The sequence below is a fragment of the Proteus appendicitidis genome, from assembly GCF_030271835.1.
In the GTDB taxonomy this organism is placed as follows: Bacteria; Pseudomonadota; Gammaproteobacteria; order Enterobacterales; family Enterobacteriaceae; genus Proteus; species Proteus appendicitidis.
Map to the genome: position 1 here is coordinate 2,908,829 of NZ_CP127389.1, position 18,470 is coordinate 2,927,298.

Consider the following 18,470-nt stretch of genomic DNA (forward strand, 5'->3'; position numbering starts at 1 on the left):
TTCAAAACTAGCACGAGACACATCAAAAACTGAGAAGCAACATTTTAACTCATTACAACGAAAAATATGGCATAGTAAGCAATAGAATATAAAATCGAAGAGAGTCTGTTAATGAAACGCCCTGATTATCGAGCATTACAAGCCCTTGATGCCGTCATTCGAGAACGTGGTTTTGAAAGAGCTGCGCAAAAGTTATGTATTACACAATCTGCCGTTTCTCAGCGTATCAAACAGTTAGAAAATTTATTTGGACAACCGCTATTAGTCAGAACTGTTCCACCTCAACCTACTGAGCAAGGACAAAAATTATTAGCGCTATTGCATCAAGTAGAATTACTTGAAGAACAATGGTTAGGTGATGAAAATAGCGGTTCTACGCCTCTTTTACTCTCTTTGGCGGTGAATGCTGACAGTTTAGCAACATGGTTATTGCCCGCTTTACATCCCGTCTTAACGCAACTGCCTATTCGTCTCAATATTCAAGTGGAAGATGAAACTCGCACTCAAGAACGATTAAGACGAGGCGAAGTTGTTGGTGCAATTAGTATTCAGCCACAAGCACTGCCAAGTTGCCTTGTCGATCAATTAGGCGCTCTCGATTATCTCTTCGTTGCTTCTCCTGACTTTGCTCAACGCTACTTTGCTAATGGCGTAACAAAATCTTCATTATTAAAAGCGCCAGCAGTTGCCTTTGACCATCTTGATGATATGCATCAGGCATTTTTACAACAAAATTTCGGTTTATCGCCCGGTAGTGTACCCTGTCATATTGTGAACTCCTCTGAAGCCTTCGTGCAATTAGCTAAACAAGGCTCAACCTGTTGTATGATCCCTCATCTGCAAATTGCTAATGAACTCAAAAGTGGAGAGTTGGTTGATTTAACTCCGGGGCTTTGCCAGCGACGGATGCTTTATTGGCACCGATTTGCACCAGAAAGTAGAACCATGAGAAAAGTGACAGACGCACTCATTGATTTTGGTCGTAAAGTTTTAAAACAGGATGAAGAGTAATACGCTATTTCATCTTATCAACACAAAAAAATAGGCTTCATATTGAAGCCTATTTTGTTTTTATTACAGCAGGATTATTTAGTGCGTTTTAATTCAAAAACCACATCAACATAATCTTTAAACTCGATGCTTTGCTGTTCATAGGTTTCTTGCACTGCAGCAGGTGCTTGTGCTTTTAATGCCATTGCATCCATACGCACTTGTGCGATTGGATAAGGTGTAGCTTCTGGCGCACGATAGCTCACGCTATAAACAGCACCTAAATCCGCACCGAAACCTTTTGCTACTGACGTTGCTTGATCAATGGCATTTTTAATCGCAACTTCTCGTGCTTTTGTTTTGTATTGTTCCGGATTATTTACGCCAAATTCAACGTTATTAATCTCATTTAAACCAGCTGCTAATGCGCCATCAAGCAACGTATTAAGCTGTTCTAATTTCTTAATTTTAACATTAACAGTACGTGTTGCCGTATAACCATTAATCACTGAACGCTCTGCTTTTTTATCATACTCATAGTTTGGTTGAGTACGGATATTAGCTGCGTCGATATCTTCTTTAACAACACCATTTTCTTTTAAGAAGGCAAAATATTTTGCAACACGCTCATCAACTTGTTTCTTAGCCTGAGCTGCATCTTTTGCTCTTTCGTTAACCTGAATATTTAATGTTGCCATATCAGGAGCGGCTTTAATTGTCGCATTACCCGATGTTGTAATATGTGGTCCTTCTGGCTCTGATGCGGCTAATGCAAAAGAAGGTAATCCCAGTGTAAACACGGATGCTAATACAATTGCTTTTAATTTCACAAAAACCCCCGACATAATAAAATTTAAGACCATTTTTTATGGCTAAGAAGAACCTTAGCATATCTGATGTAAAGTTCTTTAAGATTAAAAGAGAGTTTTCCATCCTTGTGCCGCTAATTGAACAGCAATAAACCACATTACACATCCCACAAACAGATTAATAATACGTTGAGCGCGCGCTTTGCTTAATATTGGAGAAAACCAAGCTGCCAGTAGTGATAACGCAAAAAACCAGCTTATAGAGGCAAATACCGCACCAAATGTAAACCAAGGACGCAATTCTGACGTTAATTGCCCACCAATACTGCCTATCACAACAAAAGTATCTAAATAAACATGAGGATTCAGCCATGTTACGGCGACTAATGTTACTATCACACGCCAGCGGCTTTTTACCTGATTTTCACTTTGTGATAATTCAATATCTTTTGAAAAAGCAGTTTTAAATGCATTCCAGCCATACCACAATAAGAACGCAACGCCTCCCCAAGTGATCAGTAATAAAAGTATTTCTGATTGGCTAAGCAGAGCGCTGCCACCAAAGACACCTGCGGTGATCAAAACCACATCACTTAAAGCGCATAAAAATGCACTCATTAAATGAAACTGTTTTTTACTTCCTTGTTGTAAAACAAAGGCATTCTGAGCGCCTATTGGCAAAATCATTGCTGCGCTTAATAAGAACCCCTGAAAAAAAGTTGTGAACATGCAAAATATCCTAATAATTATTCGTTTAATATTGGATGAATAATAAAAGGGTTTTGATATTAGAGGAAATGAATCATTCTTATTGATAATAAGAAAAACTAATGGCGATAAATACAAAAAAGCCACGTTATTAACGTGGCTCTATGTCATCTATTCTTGTGAGACTATTCTGCTTTCGCTGTCGCACTTTGTGTTTGATGCATATAAACATCCATTTGTGGGAATGGAATGCCGATATTATTCGCGTCTAATGCGCGTTTAAAATCTTCCATTAAATCCCAATAAACTGGCCATGCATCACCATTGGTTGTCCAAACACGTACCACAAAGTTTAATGAAGACGGTGCCATTTCATGTAAACGAATAGTCACGCCTTGCTCATGTTGAATACGTTTATCTTTTGCAACAACATCGCCAAGCACTTGTTTTACTTTATCAATATCGGCATCGTAAGCGACACCAACTATAATTTGTGTACGGCGATTAGGTTCACGCGTTAAGTTGATAACTTCACTACTGATAATTTTGCTATTTGGGATAACGATAATTCTGTCATCGGCTGAACGTAATGTGGTTGAAAAAATCTGCACATCTTTTACGGTACCTTCCACAGACCCGATCATCACATATTCATTCGTACGGATCGGACGGAAAATAACAATCAGTACACCAGCAGCAAAGTTAGACAGCGAACCTTGTAATGCTAAACCGACGGCTAAACCAGCGGCACCCAGTACAGCGATAACAGAAGCAGTTTGAACGCCTAATCGTCCTAATACCGCAATTAAGGTAAAAGCAACAACAGTATAACGAACTAGGACAGACAGAAATGTAACAACAGTTGCATCGATATGGCGCAACGTAAGTACTCTTGCGACACCTTTACCAATCACTTTTGCTACAAAAAGCCCAATAAATAGGATCAAAAATGCAGCCACAATATTCACAGCATATTGAATAAAGAGATCTTGATTGGCGACAAACCAACCCGTTGCTTCATCTAAACTAGCAGGTAATTCATTCATTAGACCACCTTTTAAACTTAAAAACGTAATAAAAAGAAGAGTAATTCAATAGTATATTGTGGCAGATTTATTCAAAAAATATATGGGATTTGTTAATTTTTTCTATTTTCCAGAATAAATAACCGATATTTTTGTAGCATAGCAGCAAAATCATCTAGCCCACAAAAAGCAATACTCTCGTTATCGTAATAACTCATGCCCTCTTCCATTTCATCTGTTTCAAAATGTAATGTATTCGCTCTTACCATTACTTCTTCGTCATCAATAGAAAGGCTATATTCTTTACCGATTAATTCCCACTGTCTTTCACTACCTTTAATACCTTCCATTTCTTCAAGAATTTGATCTATCAGACTAATATCGCCCTGAATTTCATCATTCAGCCAATAACCTATTGCTTCATGATCCATCGAAAAACGGGCTAATATACCGCCAGTGAGATCTCGCTGAAATTCATAATCCATGGTGTACGCCCCTTATTAAGCTGCTACTTTTTTGATAAAAAATATCTTATTCTTATTATGACAAAAATAACAAAAAACGGGAGGCATTTGCCTCCCGTTTGTTCATATAAAATACTTTAAAGCAATAAATTAACCGTTATACCGCTGTTTGGAAAATAACTTGGTCTGCTTTATCTGTATATTGCTCTAGTTGGTCAAAATTTAGATAACGATAAGTATCTTCTGCGGTTTCATCCACTTTATTCATAAAGTCCAGATACTCTTGTGGCTCCGGCAAACGACCTAATAATGACGCAACAGCGGCAAGCTCTGCTGAAGCAAGATACACATTTGCACCTGTACCTAAACGGTTAGGGAAGTTACGTGTCGATGTTGAAACCACTGTCGCCCCATCAGCAACGCGTGCTTGGTTACCCATACATAATGAACAACCCGGCACTTCGATGCGCGCACCACTCTTACCGAAGACACTGTAATAGCCTTCTTCCGTTAATTGTGCTGCATCCATTTTTGTTGGTGGAGCAACCCATAAACGTGTTGGTAATTGACCTTTATGCTGATCAAGCAGTTTACCCGCAGCACGGAAGTGACCAATATTGGTCATACAAGAACCAATAAACACTTCATCAATTTTGCTGTTTGCCACTTCTGAGAGCAGACGTGCGTCATCAGGATCGTTCGGCGCACATAAAATTGGCTCTTTGATCTCATTTAAATCAATTTCGATCACTGCCGCATATTCTGCATCTGCATCTGCTTCAAGTAATTGCGGATCTTTCAGCCAGTTTTCCATTGACGTAATACGACGTTCAATAGTACGGCGATCGCCATAACCTTCAGCAATCATCCATTTCAGTAAGATGATGTTAGATTGCAGATATTCAATGATAGGCGCTTTATCCAGTTTAATAGTACAACCCGCTGCTGAACGTTCAGCTGAGGCATCAGCCAGTTCAAATGCTTGTTCTACTTTCAGTTCAGGTAAGCCTTCAATTTCAAGAATACGGCCAGAGAAAATGTTTTTCTTACCTTTTTTCTCAACTGTCAGTAAACCGTCTTGGATCGCGTAATAAGGAATAGCATGAACTAAATCACGCAATGTCACACCTGGTTGCATTTCACCTTTAAAACGCACCAGAACAGATTCTGGCATATCTAATGGCATTACACCTGTTGCTGCAGCAAAAGCCACTAAGCCTGAACCAGCAGGGAATGAGATACCAATAGGGAAACGGGTATGTGAGTCACCGCCTGTACCTACAGTGTCAGGCAGTAACATGCGGTTTAACCATGAGTGGATAATACCGTCACCGGGACGCAGTGAAACACCACCACGGTTCATAATAAAATCAGGTAAGGTATGATGCGTTGTGACGTCAACAGGTTTTGGATACGCTGCAGTATGACAGAATGATTGCATCACTAAATCAGCAGAGAAACCAAGACACGCCAAGTCTTTTAGCTCATCACGAGTCATTGGACCGGTGGTATCTTGTGAACCCACAGAGGTCATTTTTGGCTCACAGTATTCGCCAGGGCGAATACCTGTACGACCACAAGCACGACCAACCATTTTCTGTGCTAAAGAGAAACCACGGTTACTTGCTTCAACAGGTTTAGCATGACGGAACAACGTGCTAACCGGTAAACCGAGTGATTCGCGCGCTTTTGACGTTAATCCACGACCAATGATCAATGGAATACGACCACCAGCACGCACTTCATCAATTAATACTTCCGTTTTCAGCTCAAAGGTTTCCAGTAACTCATTTGTTTCATGGTTACGAATTTCACCTTTGTATGGGTAAATATCAATAACATCACCCATATTTAATTTAGAAACATCAACCTCGATCGGGAGCGCTCCCGCATCTTCCATAGTATTAAAGAAGATAGGTGCGATTTTACCGCCAAGGACAACCCCACCACCTCGTTTATTAGGAACAAACGGAATGTCGTCGCCCATAAACCAAAGTACAGAGTTAGTTGCTGATTTACGTGAGGAGCCAGTCCCTACAACATCACCAACATAAGCCAGTGGGAAGCCTTTCTTATTTAATGCTTCGATTTGTTTTATTGGACCTACGCTACCCGGTTGATCAGGTTCAATGCCTTCGCGCGCATTTTTCAGCATGGCTAAAGCATGTAATGGGATATCAGGACGGGACCAAGCATCAGGTGCTGGAGATAAGTCATCGGTATTCGTTTCACCAGTGACTTTAAAGACGGTAACAGTAATTTTTTCTGCTAATTCAGGGCGCTCAGTAAACCACTGTGCATCAGCCCAAGATTGCATAATTTGCTTAGCATAAACGTTGCCAGCTTTCGCTTTTTCCTCAACATCATAGAAGTTATCAAACATCAATAAGGTGTGAGAAAGCGCTTTGGCGGCGATTGGGGCTAACTTATCATTATCCAGAGATTCAATTAAAGCATGGATATTATAGCCACCTTGCATGGTACCTAATAATTCAACTGCTTTTTCTGGTGTGATAAGAGGTGATGTGGTTTCGCCTTTCGCGAGGGCAGTTAAAAAACCCGCCTTAACATAGGCAGCTTCATCAACTCCGGGTGGAACGCGGTTAACAATTAAATCAAGAAGAAATTGTTCTTCATCTTTAGGGGGATTTTTTAATAGCTCAACAAGTGCGGCTGTTTGTGTGGCATCGAGAGGTTTTGGAACGACACCTTCAGCTGCACGCTCTGCTACGTGCTTACGGTATTCTTCTAGCACGACTGTCTCCTCGCTTCTTTGTCATTTTGTATAACCCGGCTGTCTGCACCCTGTCTGTTGAAGGATGCCAGGTCAGAGGATCTTTTGCTCGCATAAAACATAAGAGGTTATAAAATTATGCCCAGCTAAGGGCTATCAGCATAGCAAATCTTCAACACGATGTTAATTCGTTCACATAAAAGTAACATTAATCAGATTCAAATATCCACTTATTCAGATTAAAACACTTAAACAAAATATATAACAGAGACTTTTAACCAAGATTTGGGTTAATAACCACACTTTTTATAGTTTTTTTAATCCCCCAATTAGCACTAAAGTGAAATTAACGGTTAAATAAACAACTAACGCACATAATAATCGATAGGCATCCTCACGAAACAGTCATATTCCAAATAGAAACCATAAAAAAAGAGCCAAGTTCTATAAAGAACTTAGCCCTTATCATTTAAACTGTTTTCAGTAAACGAACAGCTTATTTTTTCTTTTTCGCTTTTGGATTTGGCAGGTCAGTGATGCTACCTTCAAATACTTCCGCAGCCATACCAATTGATTCGTATAACGTTGGGTGAGCGTGGATAGTTAATGCGATATCTTCAGCATCACAACCCATTTCAATTGCCAGACCGATTTCACCTAACAGTTCACCACCGTTAGAACCAACAATTGCACCACCGATAACACGGTTAGTTTCTTTGTCGAAAATCAGTTTAGTCATACCATCAGCACAATCTGACGCGATTGCACGACCTGATGCCGCCCAAGGGAAAGAAGCGACTTCATAGCTAACACCTTTCTCTTTCGCTTCTTTTTCAGTCATACCAACCCATGCAACTTCTGGTTCAGTATAAGCGATTGATGGAATAACTTTAGGATCGAAGTAATGTTTCTTACCAGAGATAACTTCTGCAGCAACGTGACCTTCATGAACACCTTTGTGAGCCAGCATTGGTTGGCCAACGATGTCACCGATAGCAAAGATGTGAGGTACGTTAGTACGCATTTGTTTATCAACATGGATAAAGCCACGATCATCAACTTCGATACCAGCTTTACCTGCGTCTAACAGTTTACCGTTAGGTACACGACCGATAGCAACTAATACTGCATCGTAACGTTGTGGTTCTGCTGGGGCTTTTTTGCCTTCCATCGTTACGTAGATGCCATCTTCTTTTGCTTCAACTGCAGTTACTTTGGTTTCTAGCATCAGGTTAAATTTCTTGCTGATACGTTTGGTAAATACTTTAACCACGTCTTTATCAGCAGCAGGAATAACCTGATCAAACATTTCAACTACGTCAATCTGAGAACCCAGAGAATGATAAACCGTTCCCATTTCCAGACCGATGATACCGCCACCCATCACCAGTAAACGCTCTGGTACGGTTTTCAGTTGCAGTGCATCTGTAGAGTCCCATACACGAGGGTCTTCATGTGGAATGAATGGTAATTCGATTGGACGAGAGCCGGCAGCAACGATTGCGTTGTCAAAAGTGATGGTAGTTGTACCTTCAGCACCTTCAACAGACAATGTGTGAGAACCAGTGAATCGTGCTTCGCCATTAACGACAGTAACTTTACGGCCTTTAGCCATGCCCGCTAAGCCACCCGTTAACTGAGAGATAACTTTATCTTTCCAGATACGAATTTTGTCGATATCTGTTTTTGGTGCGTCAAATACAACACCGTGCTCAGATAATGCTTTCGCTTCTTCGATAACTTTAGCAACGTGGAGTAACGCTTTAGAAGGGATACAACCCACGTTCAGACAAACACCACCTAAAGTAGAGTGACGTTCAACTAAAACTGTTTCTAAACCTAAGTCAGCGCAACGGAACGCCGCGGAATAACCCGCAGGGCCTGCACCGAGAACCACTACCTGTGCTTTAATTTCAGTACTCATCGTGACCTCATTATTTATTTGTCCGGCGAGTCAGACGATAATCCATATTTAACACCGAGACTTACATACCGCATGCAGTTTACAGAAATGTTAATAAACTGAAAAGCGCTCTAACATGACGGATCTCACAACCTAAGATGTATGACTGTAAAATCCATCACTGTAATCAGAGAAACCGGCGCTAAGCACCGGTTTTAAAATTACATTACCAAACGACGTAAATCGCTCATGTACTGATTAATCAGAGTGATGAATCGAGCACCGTCAGCACCATCGATCACACGGTGATCGAAAGATAATGACATTGGTAAAATCAAGCGTGGTACGAATTCTTTACCATTCCATACAGGTTTCATAGAAGAACGGGAAAGTCCCATAATCGCAACTTCTGGTGCGTTAACGATTGGTGCAAAACCGGTAGTACCGATACCACCAAGGCTAGAAATAGTGAAACATCCGCCTTGCATATCTGCTGCTGTCAGTTTACCTGCACGCGCTTTCTTAGAAACTTCAGCTAACTCATAAGACAGTTCTATAATGCCTTTTTTGTTAACATCTTTGAAAACAGGAACAACAAGACCGTTAGGTGTATCTACTGCAATACCGATATTGATGTATTTTTTCAGGATCAGTTTCTGTCCATCTTCAGAGATAGAGCTGTTAAAGCGTGGCATATCTGCCAGAGCTTTCGCTGCTGCTTTCATTACGAAGACTAACGGCGTGATCTTAACATCCAGTTTTTTCTTCTCTGCTTCTTTATTTTGCTGCTTACGGAATTCTTCAACCTCAGTAATATCTGCTTCATCAAACAGATTTACGTGAGGGATCATCACCCAGTTACGGCTTAAGTTAGCACCAGAGATTTTCTGGATACGGCTTAATTCAACTTCTTCAATTTCACCAAACTTGCTGAAGTCAATTTTCGGCCAAGGTAACATGCCTGGTAATCCGCCACCTGCATTAGCTGGCGCTGATTCAGCACGTTTAATTAATTCTTTCACGTAAGACTGAACGTCTTCACGTAAGATACGACCTTTACGACCAGTACCTTTTACTTTCGCTAAATTCACACCGAATTCGCGCGCTAAGCGACGAATAACAGGTGTTGCATGAACGTAAGCATCATTTTCAACAAACTCTTCTTTCGCAGCTGGCGCTGTCGCTTGTGCTTTAGCAGGTGCTGCTGGTGCAGAACTTGCTGGTGCAGGAGCAGCGGCGGCTGGTGCTTGAGCAACAGGAGCTGCACCGGCAACTTCGAAAGTCATGATCAGTGAGCCAGTTTTCACTTTGTCGCCCACTGCAATTTTGATCTCTTTAACCACACCTGCAAATGGTGCTGGAACTTCCATTGAAGCTTTGTCACCTTCAACAGTGATCAGTGATTGTTCTTCAGAGATGGAATCACCTACTTTCACCATCACTTCAGTAACTTCAACTTCATCACCACCGATATCTGGCACATTCACTTCTTTCACAGCGGATGCTGCTGGTGCAGATGCCGCTGGAGCTGGTGCAGCCGCTTGAGCAACAGGTGCGCTACCTGCAACTTCAAATACCATGATAAGAGAGCCTGTGCTCACTTTATCACCTGTTGCAATTTTAATTTCTTTCACTACACCCGCAAATGGTGCTGGAACTTCCATTGAAGCTTTGTCGCCTTCAACAGTGATCAGTGATTGTTCTTCAGCAACACTATCGCCCACTTTTACCATTACTTCAGTAACTTCAACTTCGTCACCGCCGATATCTGGAACATGAACTTCTTTCAGTGCTGCTGTTGCTGGCGCTGCAGCTGGTGCAGGCGCAGCCGCTTGAGCTGGTGCTGCTTGCGCGGCACCCTCTGCTTCAAAAATCATGATAAGAGAACCCGTTTGGACTTTATCGCCCACGGCAATTTTAATCTCTTTAACTACACCCGCTTGTGGTGATGGGACTTCCATAGATGCTTTATCGCCTTCTACGGTGATTAAGGATTGTTCTTCCTCAATACGGTCGCCCACTTTCACCATCACTTCGGTGACTTCAACTTCATCAGCACCGATATCTGGGACTTTAATTTCAATAGACATTCACTTTACCTCTTACGCCAGACGTGGGTTTACTTTTTCAGGGTTGATGTTGTATTTTTTGATTGCGTCTTCAACAACCTTCACATCAATCTCACCACGTTTAGCTAATTCACCTAATGCAGCAACAATCACATAAGAAGTATCAACTTCGAAGTGGTGACGCAAGTTTTCACGGCTATCAGAACGACCGAAACCATCAGTACCTAATACGCGGTAATCGTCTGCTGGTACATAAGTACGAACTTGTTCAGCGAACAGTTTCATGTAGTCAGTAGACGCAACAGCTGGTGCATCATTCATAATTTGAGCGATGTAAGGTACGCGAGGTGCTTCAGATGGGTGCAGCATGTTCCAACGTTCACAATCTTGACCATCACGAGCCAATTCAGTGAATGAAGTTACGCTATAAACATCAGAACCAATACCGTATTCAGCAGACAGAATTTCTGCGGCTTCACGAACGTGACGCAGAATAGAACCTGAACCCAGTAACTGAACTTTACCTTTCGCGCCTTCGTGTGATTTCAGCTTGTAGATACCTTTACGGATACCTTCTTCAACACCGGCTGGCATTGCTGGCATATGGTAGTTTTCGTTCAGTGTAGTGATGTAGTAATAAACGTTTTCTTGTTTATCACCATACATACGCTCTAAACCGTCTTGCATGATAACAGCAACTTCATAAGCGAATGCTGGATCATAAGAGATACAGTTAGGGATAGTCAGCGATTGAATATGGCTATGACCATCTTCGTGCTGTAAACCTTCACCGTTAAGTGTTGTACGACCTGAAGTACCACCAACTAAGAAACCACGCGCTTGTTGGTCGCCCGCAGCCCAACATAAGTCGCCAATACGTTGGAAACCAAACATTGAGTAGTAGATATAGAATGGGATCATTGGCAGATTGTTAGTGCTGTAAGATGTTGCAGCGGCTAACCAAGATGCGCCAGCACCCAGTTCGTTGATACCTTCTTGCAGAATTTGACCTTTAACGTCTTCTTTATAGTAAGCAACTTGCTCACGGTCTTGAGGCGTATATTGTTGGCCATTCGGGCTATAAATACCGATTTGACGGAACAAGCCTTCCATACCAAAAGTACGAGCTTCGTCTGCAATAATTGGTACTAAACGATCTTTGATAGATTTATTTTTCAACATCACGTTCAGAGCGCGAACGAATGCGATAGTTGTTGAAATCTCTTTAGATTGTTCTTCCAGTAATTGGCTGAAATCTTCCAGTGTTGGAATATCCAGTTTTTCTTCAAAACGTGGACGACGAGCAGGTAAATAACCGCCTAAATCCTGACGACGTGCATGCAGGTATTTGTACTCTTCTGACTCTTTGTCAAAAGTAATATAAGGCAGATCTTTGATTTGCTCATCAGCAACAGGAATGTTGAAACGATCACGGAAATGGTGAACGCCATCCATGTTCATTTTCTTAACTTGGTGAGCGATGTTTTTACCTTCCGCCGTTTCACCCATACCATAACCTTTGATGGTTTGAGCTAAAATAACAGTTGGTTTACCTTGAGTTTCTTTTGCTTTTTGGAATGCAGCAAAGACTTTCTTCGGATCGTGACCACCACGGTTTAATGCCCAAATCTCATCATCAGTCATGTCTTTAACTAATGCAGCAGTTTCTGGGTAGCGATTGAAGAAGTGTTCACGAACGTAAGCACCGTCACGTGATTTAAACGTTTGGTAGTCACCATCCAGCGTTTCGTTCATTAATTGAACGAGTTTGCCTGAAGTGTCTTTACGCAGCAGTTCGTCCCAACGGTCGCCCCACATGACTTTGATAACGTTCCAGCCAGCACCCGCGAAGATACCTTCTAATTCGTTAACAATTTTGCCGTTACCTGTCACTGGGCCATCAAGGCGCTGTAAGTTACAGTTAACTACGAAGCACAGATTATCTAATTTTTCGCGAACAGCGATAGTGATAGCACCTTTAGATTCTGGTTCGTCCATTTCACCATCACCTAAGAACGCATACACAGTTTGTGCAGTGGTGTTCTTCAGGCCACGATGATTTAAATATTTCAGGAATTTAGCTTGATAAATTGCAGATAGTGGTCCCAGACCCATAGAAACAGTTGGGAACTGCCAGAACTCAGGCATTAATTTAGGGTGCGGATAAGAAGATAAACCTTTACCACCAATTTCTTGACGGAAGTTGTTTAATTGTTCTTCTGTTAAACGACCTTCTAAGAATGCACGCGCATAGATACCTGGGGAGATATGACCTTGGAAGTAAACCAAGTCGCCGCCATCAGTTTCATTTTGCGCACGGAAGAAATGGTTAAAGCACACTTCATATAAAGTTGCAGAAGATTGGAATGACGCCATGTGTCCGCCGAGTTCCAAATCTTTTTTGGATGCACGCAGAACCATCATTACTGCGTTCCAGCGAATAGCAGAACGAATTCGACGCTCTAATTCCAGATTGCCAGGGTAAGCGGGTTCATCTTCAGCAGGAATGGTATTGATATAATCACTGTGTACAGAGCCGCCCAAAGCGATATTAAGACCACCATTACGGGCTTGTTTTAATACCTGATCAATCAGGAACTGTGCACGCTCAACACCTTCTTCACGGATGACCGAGTCGATCGCTTGTAACCAGTCGCGAGTTTCGATCGGATCCACGTCATTTTTCAGCATATCTGACATGGTGTATTCCTTATCTGTTATCTGTTTTTAATGGTTATGGGAGCCTATCTTCCCGTTCTACCTATTTGATATGACGGGAAGATAGGCCCTGCTGTTATTACCGCTTCCCCTGAAAATCACAGGGCGATAGGTAGTACAGACTCAGCGGTCAGGATCTGTGCTACTAAAATAAATCAGGGTGTTGTTGTAGCCGGCGCAAAGAGCGCTCACGGCGAGTATGTTCACGACTCATATCCAACAAAACGTCTTCAATAAAAGCCAAATGGCGATGTGATGCTTCACGAGCAGCTTCTGGCTCTCTATGAATAATGGCCTGATAAATCTGACTACGATGCTCACTTACTGCAGTTAACATCTCTTTACGAGTGTAAAGAAACTCAAAATTCTGACGGATATTTTGCTCAAGCATTGGCACCATGCATCGTAATAAATGCAATAAAACGACATTATGAGCAGCTTCCGTGACAATTAATTGATATTGCAATACAGCCTCAGACTCAGCGGCTAAATCACCCTCTTCATGGGCTTTCAAAATGCAATCATGGCTAGCTTTAATGCGGTCAAGATCTTCATCAGTGCCACGTAATGCAGCGTAATATGCGGCAATACCTTCAAGTGCATGACGAGTTTCTAAAAGGTCAAATTGAGATTCGGGATGCCCGCTAAGCAGTTGAGCTAAAGGATCACTAAAACTTTGCCAGAGATTATGCTGAACAAAGGTACCACCGCCTTGGCGACGGAGTAAAAAACCTTTAGCTTCTAATTTTTGGATAGCTTCACGCAATGAAGGGCGAGATACATCAAATTGCTTCGCCAGTTCACGTTCAGGTAAGAGTTTCTCTCCTGGACGCAGAGTACCTTCTAAAATCAGATGTTCAAGTTGTTGCTCAATAACATCAGAAAGCTTAGGTTGGCGGATTTTTGTGTAAGCCATATTGCTGGAAGCCATTATTGGATAACTATTACCTTAGTGATTGAGTTGTCAATTGGTAATACCAATTTAATATAACGGATAATAAAGTAACAAAGTATTCACTAACTGTCTATACAGTTGTTGAGCGAAATCATAAAAACCTGTAAATTTTAACAAATTATTTTAAAAAATCATCAAAAGTGATAACTAGATCGCATTATACAGAAACGTTAAAAATAAATTTTTTAACGTTTTTTAAACACATAAACAGTCAAACTGAAGCGTGACAGCAATGTTATTCTGCATTTAAATTCAAACTCTATGATTTTAAATTCAACTCAGCCGGTTATTTTGTTAACAAACTGCGATAATAAGCCCAATCAAAATGAGGTCCCGGATCGGTTTTTCTATTTGGTGCAACATCACTATGCCCAGTAATGTTTTCTTCAATGGCGGGATAAAGAGCAATAAGCGATTGAGTTATCTTCGCTAATTGTTGATATTGCTGCTGGGTAAAATCGCACTCATCAGTACCTTCAAGCTCTATACCAATAGAGAAATCATTACATTTTTCTCTGCCTTTATATAAAGAAACGCCAGCATGCCACGCTCTCTCAGTAAAAGGCACATATTGCACAATTTCTCCATCACGACGAATAAGACAATGAGCCGATACTCTTAAGTTAACAATCTCACTAAAAAAAGGATGATCTTGCTCTGACAGTGTATTGGTAAAAAGCTGGTCAATATAAGGTCCACCAAATTGCCCTGGCGGCAAACTGATATTATGAACAATTAATAAAGAAGGAAGCTCACCTTCAGGTCTCTTATCATGATTAGGTGAAGGAACCTGTCTCGCATCGATTAACCAACCTTGTTTAATTTCCACATCAACCCTCTTTTATTCTGTTTTAGCCATTATCAATAACTTTATTAATTCATACTCATCAATAAATGCGAACTTTCCCTCAATAATAAAGATTAACTCTGTATCTCTCCTTTTTCTTTTCGATATTTTACTCAAATTTTATTTTATCTATTCGCCAATAAAGTCCTTTTTTTTCATACTACTAGTGTTTATTACTCAAGGAGGACGCTAAATGAATGTACTTAATTATCACTCTAATGAAAATGGTTTTACCCTTATGGAGCTTATGATTGTGATTGCTATTATCTCGATTTTAAGCTCTGTTGCTATTCCTGCCTATCAAGGTTATATCCAAAAAGCAGCATTAACCGATGTATTGCAAACACTTTCGCCCTATCGTTCTGCGATAGAATTATGTCGCTATGAAAACGATCCTCAACACTGTAATTCTGATTCAACTTTTATGCCGCAACAATTTCGTAGCCGATATTTGTCCGATATTAATGTGCTAAACGGTGTGATTAATGCAACTGGAAAATCACAGCTTGATGGTCTGACGATCACAATGTCGCCAGAGAAAGGAGTTAACGACCTTCTTCCAGTATGGAAAACACAATGTTTAGCAGCAAATCTCTCGTTGCAAAAACAGTGCAGTAAGATTTTAAAATCATATTAGTGCGTTAGATATAAAGGAGCACTTATATTAAGTGTTCCTATTACACACTTGAAACATTGAAGACAACACAGATAAATCAAAAAGTATAAAGAGGTGAAGAATGGATATCACACACTCTGCAACAGAATTTATTGAGTATTTATTACGTGAAAGTATTTTAAAACGCGCCTCTGATTTACATATAGAACCTCAACAAACCAGTGTAAGAATTCGCGCCAGAATAGATAATCATTTATATCTATTCTCGCCTCCTCCAGATGAATTTTCTGAAGAAATAGTCACTCGATTAAAGGTACTTGCTAACTTAAATATTGCAGAAAAGCGATTACCTCAAGATGGGCAACTTAGTTGGTCTTATAATGAAAAAAGCTATTCAATACGAATAGCGACACTCCCCACGCTGTATGGTGAAAAAGTTGTTTTACGGCTTATAAATAATTTACAACAGCCAGAATTAAATCACTTAGGCTTTCAACCCTCGCATTTAACACTATTAAAGAAATATTTAAATTTACCGCAAGGAATGATTTTGGTCACAGGACCAACGGGAAGCGGAAAAACGCTCACTTTATATAGTTGTTTGCACTATTTAAATAAAGAAAACCTAAATATAAATAGTGTTGAAGATCCGATTGAATTACCTCTAAAGGGGATTAATCAAATTCAAATTTCTGAAAAATCCGGGATCTCATTCGCGACAATATTACGAGCATTATTACGCCAAGATCCTGATATTATTATGGTGGGTGAAATACGTGACCAAGCAACTGCTGAAATGGCAATAAAATCAGCGCAAACAGGGCACCTTGTATTATCAACCTTACATACTAATTCGGCCTCATCTACATTAATGCGTCTACATAACTTAGGGATTGAAAAAGATCTTATTCATTCCTGTGTTAGTTTAATTATTTCACAACGATTAGTTCGATGTTTATGCCCACACTGTAAAATATGCTTATCCAATAAACAGCATATTAGTATAAATAAAGAAATGATCGAATTACCAAATTGGCGAGCTGTGGGTTGCCAGCAATGCTGTTCAGGCTATAACGGAAGAACCGCTATCTATGACTGCTTTGAGCCATCAAAACAAACACACTCATCCTTTTGTCATTTACTCTATTCTGGCTTTTCATTAGTTAAACAAGGCATAACAACGCTTGAGGAGGTTTATCAAACACTAGGAGATATTGAATGAAACTACAGCTAATATATCGTTATGATGCATTAACTTATCAAGGAGAATGGTGCTCTGGGAAAATACTTGCATCCTCTAATAACGAAGCATTTATTAACTTAACTCAACAGCAAAAATATCCCATAAAGATCCGTTTACATAAAATCGTTTTATTTCAAGATGCTGATAAACAATATCGAATTCAATTATTCGAGCAATTAGCTTTATTACTTCATTCTGGTTTAGCGCTTCTTCCTGCATTAACACTATTAAAAAATGAATGTCGTTACTCACATTGGCAATGTGTATTAGAAGATATTATTTTTAACTTAATGCAAGGAGGTTCACTTTCTAAACAATTAAATCGCTATCCACTTTATTTTCCAACCTCACTGAGTCGTTTTGTCTTTATTGGCGAAGAAAGTGGAAAATTAGATGAAGTGATTACTCTACAAATAATACAGTTAAAGAAACACCGAGAGGTTGTAAAAAAAATCAAAAAAGCGTTTAAATATCCTATTTTTTTACTGACTGTATTAGTTTTTATTACCAGTATAATGTTGCTTTATGTTTTACCTGAATATCAATCCTTATACAGTGCATTTAATACCGAACTTCCTTTTTTAACACTAGCCCTTATTACTTTCTCACAATGGCTTACTGATTATATCAGCATAATAACGTTTATCTTTATTGGATTAATATTGGGTTATCGTGTAATTCGTTACTCTTTATCACCCTTTTATTTTGCTGAACAAGCCCTGTTTCTGCATATTCCCTATTTAGGTAAACTTTTAAAATATCAGCAACTACATCTTATTTTTCAGATAATCAGTATTACACAACAAGCAGGATTACCTTTATTACAAGGCTTAAAAATAGGCACAGAACAACTTACACACCCTATTTATAAGCGAGTCCTTGCTCAAATGAGTGAACACATTATGCAAGGTAAATCGTGGAGCTTATTTATGAAAAATGAGCCACTTTTTACACCTATTTGTTATCAGTTTATTATTTGTGCAGAAAACTCAGGACAGTTGCTCTATTTTTGTCAGCAATTGAGTGATTGGTTTTATCATCAACTCGATGAGCAATTAAATACAATGAGTGCTTGGTTAGAGCCAATGCTGATGACGATCATTGCATTAATTATTGGCACATTAATCATTGCTATGTATCTTCCTATATTACAGTTAGGTGATACTATACAATGAATCACAAATTTTATGAGTAACATGCTGCTACTCTGTATTGTACTAACTTATTGATTGATGGTAATTCTATCACATATTATAAGGTAGAATGTAAGGGTAGCAGAAAATCATCTATCATAATAACCGAATAAAACCCAAATATTGCAGTTATTATCTTGTGATAAAAACAAAATTAGGCTTTAGAATACCCGGACTAATAGTAAATTTTAATTCA

At 39.9% G+C, this 18,470-nt stretch carries 14 protein-coding genes; 4 read left to right on the forward strand and 10 right to left on the reverse strand.

Annotated elements, in window-relative coordinates; genetic code table 11:
- Positions 1–111: 111 nt before the first annotated feature.
- A complete protein-coding gene (locus QQS39_RS13690; protein WP_069367724.1) occupies positions 112–1,011 on the forward strand; it encodes a LysR family transcriptional regulator ArgP in 900 nt (299 codons plus the stop codon).
- A gap of 74 nt (positions 1,012–1,085) precedes the next feature.
- Here QQS39_RS13690 and QQS39_RS13695 read toward each other — a convergent pair whose 3' ends face one another.
- The 10 genes from QQS39_RS13695 to ampD form a co-directional block, all read right to left on the reverse strand.
- Complete coding sequence (locus tag QQS39_RS13695) at positions 1,086–1,820, reverse strand: oxidative stress defense protein (protein ID WP_109419752.1); 735 nt, start codon at positions 1,818–1,820, stop codon at positions 1,086–1,088.
- An 84-nt stretch (positions 1,821–1,904) separates the two neighbouring features.
- Positions 1,905–2,528: an arginine exporter ArgO gene (gene argO / locus QQS39_RS13700; RefSeq protein WP_151435724.1), complete on the reverse strand. Its 624-nt coding sequence runs from the start codon at positions 2,526–2,528 to the stop codon at positions 1,905–1,907.
- Positions 2,529–2,692: 164 nt separating this feature from the next.
- Complete coding sequence (mscS, locus tag QQS39_RS13705; RefSeq protein WP_151435725.1) at positions 2,693–3,553, reverse strand: small-conductance mechanosensitive channel MscS; 861 nt, start codon at positions 3,551–3,553, stop codon at positions 2,693–2,695.
- Positions 3,554–3,645: 92 nt separating this feature from the next.
- Positions 3,646–4,017 (reverse strand): YacL family protein, encoded by a 372-nt coding sequence (locus tag QQS39_RS13710; RefSeq protein ID WP_151435726.1) that lies wholly within the window; start codon positions 4,015–4,017, stop codon positions 3,646–3,648.
- Between the two features lie 136 nt (positions 4,018–4,153).
- Positions 4,154–6,751, reverse strand: coding sequence for a bifunctional aconitate hydratase 2/2-methylisocitrate dehydratase (gene acnB / locus QQS39_RS13715; protein ID WP_151435727.1), 2,598 nt, complete (start codon positions 6,749–6,751; stop codon positions 4,154–4,156).
- A gap of 475 nt (positions 6,752–7,226) precedes the next feature.
- Complete coding sequence (lpdA, locus tag QQS39_RS13720; protein WP_075670832.1) at positions 7,227–8,654, reverse strand: dihydrolipoyl dehydrogenase; 1,428 nt, start codon at positions 8,652–8,654, stop codon at positions 7,227–7,229.
- A gap of 200 nt (positions 8,655–8,854) precedes the next feature.
- On the reverse strand, positions 8,855–10,723 hold the full coding sequence (aceF, locus tag QQS39_RS13725) for a pyruvate dehydrogenase complex dihydrolipoyllysine-residue acetyltransferase (RefSeq protein ID WP_285804723.1): 1,869 nt from the start codon (positions 10,721–10,723) through the stop codon (positions 8,855–8,857).
- Positions 10,724–10,735: 12 nt separating this feature from the next.
- Positions 10,736–13,402 (reverse strand): pyruvate dehydrogenase (acetyl-transferring), homodimeric type, encoded by a 2,667-nt coding sequence (gene aceE, locus QQS39_RS13730; protein ID WP_151435730.1) that lies wholly within the window; start codon positions 13,400–13,402, stop codon positions 10,736–10,738.
- 163 nt (positions 13,403–13,565) lie between these two features.
- The gene (pdhR, locus tag QQS39_RS13735) at positions 13,566–14,336 is read right to left on the reverse strand and encodes a pyruvate dehydrogenase complex transcriptional repressor PdhR (RefSeq protein ID WP_151435731.1); all 771 of its coding nucleotides are present in this window, start codon (positions 14,334–14,336) and stop codon (positions 13,566–13,568) included.
- Positions 14,337–14,661: 325 nt separating this feature from the next.
- Entirely contained in the window at positions 14,662–15,204 is a 543-nt protein-coding gene (gene ampD, locus QQS39_RS13740; protein WP_151435732.1) for a 1,6-anhydro-N-acetylmuramyl-L-alanine amidase AmpD, read from the reverse strand.
- A gap of 211 nt (positions 15,205–15,415) precedes the next feature.
- Between ampD and ppdD the strand changes: the two genes are divergently transcribed.
- The 3 genes from ppdD to QQS39_RS13755 all read left to right on the forward strand — a co-directional run bounded on the left by ppdD (position 15,416) and on the right by QQS39_RS13755 (position 18,256).
- Positions 15,416–15,859 carry a prepilin peptidase-dependent pilin gene (gene ppdD, locus QQS39_RS13745; protein ID WP_151435733.1) on the forward strand — a complete coding sequence of 148 codons (444 nt, stop codon included), beginning with the start codon at positions 15,416–15,418 and terminating at the stop codon, positions 15,857–15,859.
- Between the two features lie 100 nt (positions 15,860–15,959).
- A complete protein-coding gene (locus QQS39_RS13750) occupies positions 15,960–17,060 on the forward strand; it encodes an ATPase, T2SS/T4P/T4SS family (RefSeq protein ID WP_285804724.1) in 1,101 nt (366 codons plus the stop codon).
- Positions 17,057–18,256 carry a type II secretion system F family protein gene (locus QQS39_RS13755; RefSeq protein WP_285804725.1) on the forward strand — a complete coding sequence of 400 codons (1,200 nt, stop codon included), beginning with the start codon at positions 17,057–17,059 and terminating at the stop codon, positions 18,254–18,256. The genes QQS39_RS13750 and QQS39_RS13755 overlap by 4 nt, the downstream gene beginning before the upstream one ends.
- The last annotated feature ends 214 nt before the right edge of the window (positions 18,257–18,470 follow it).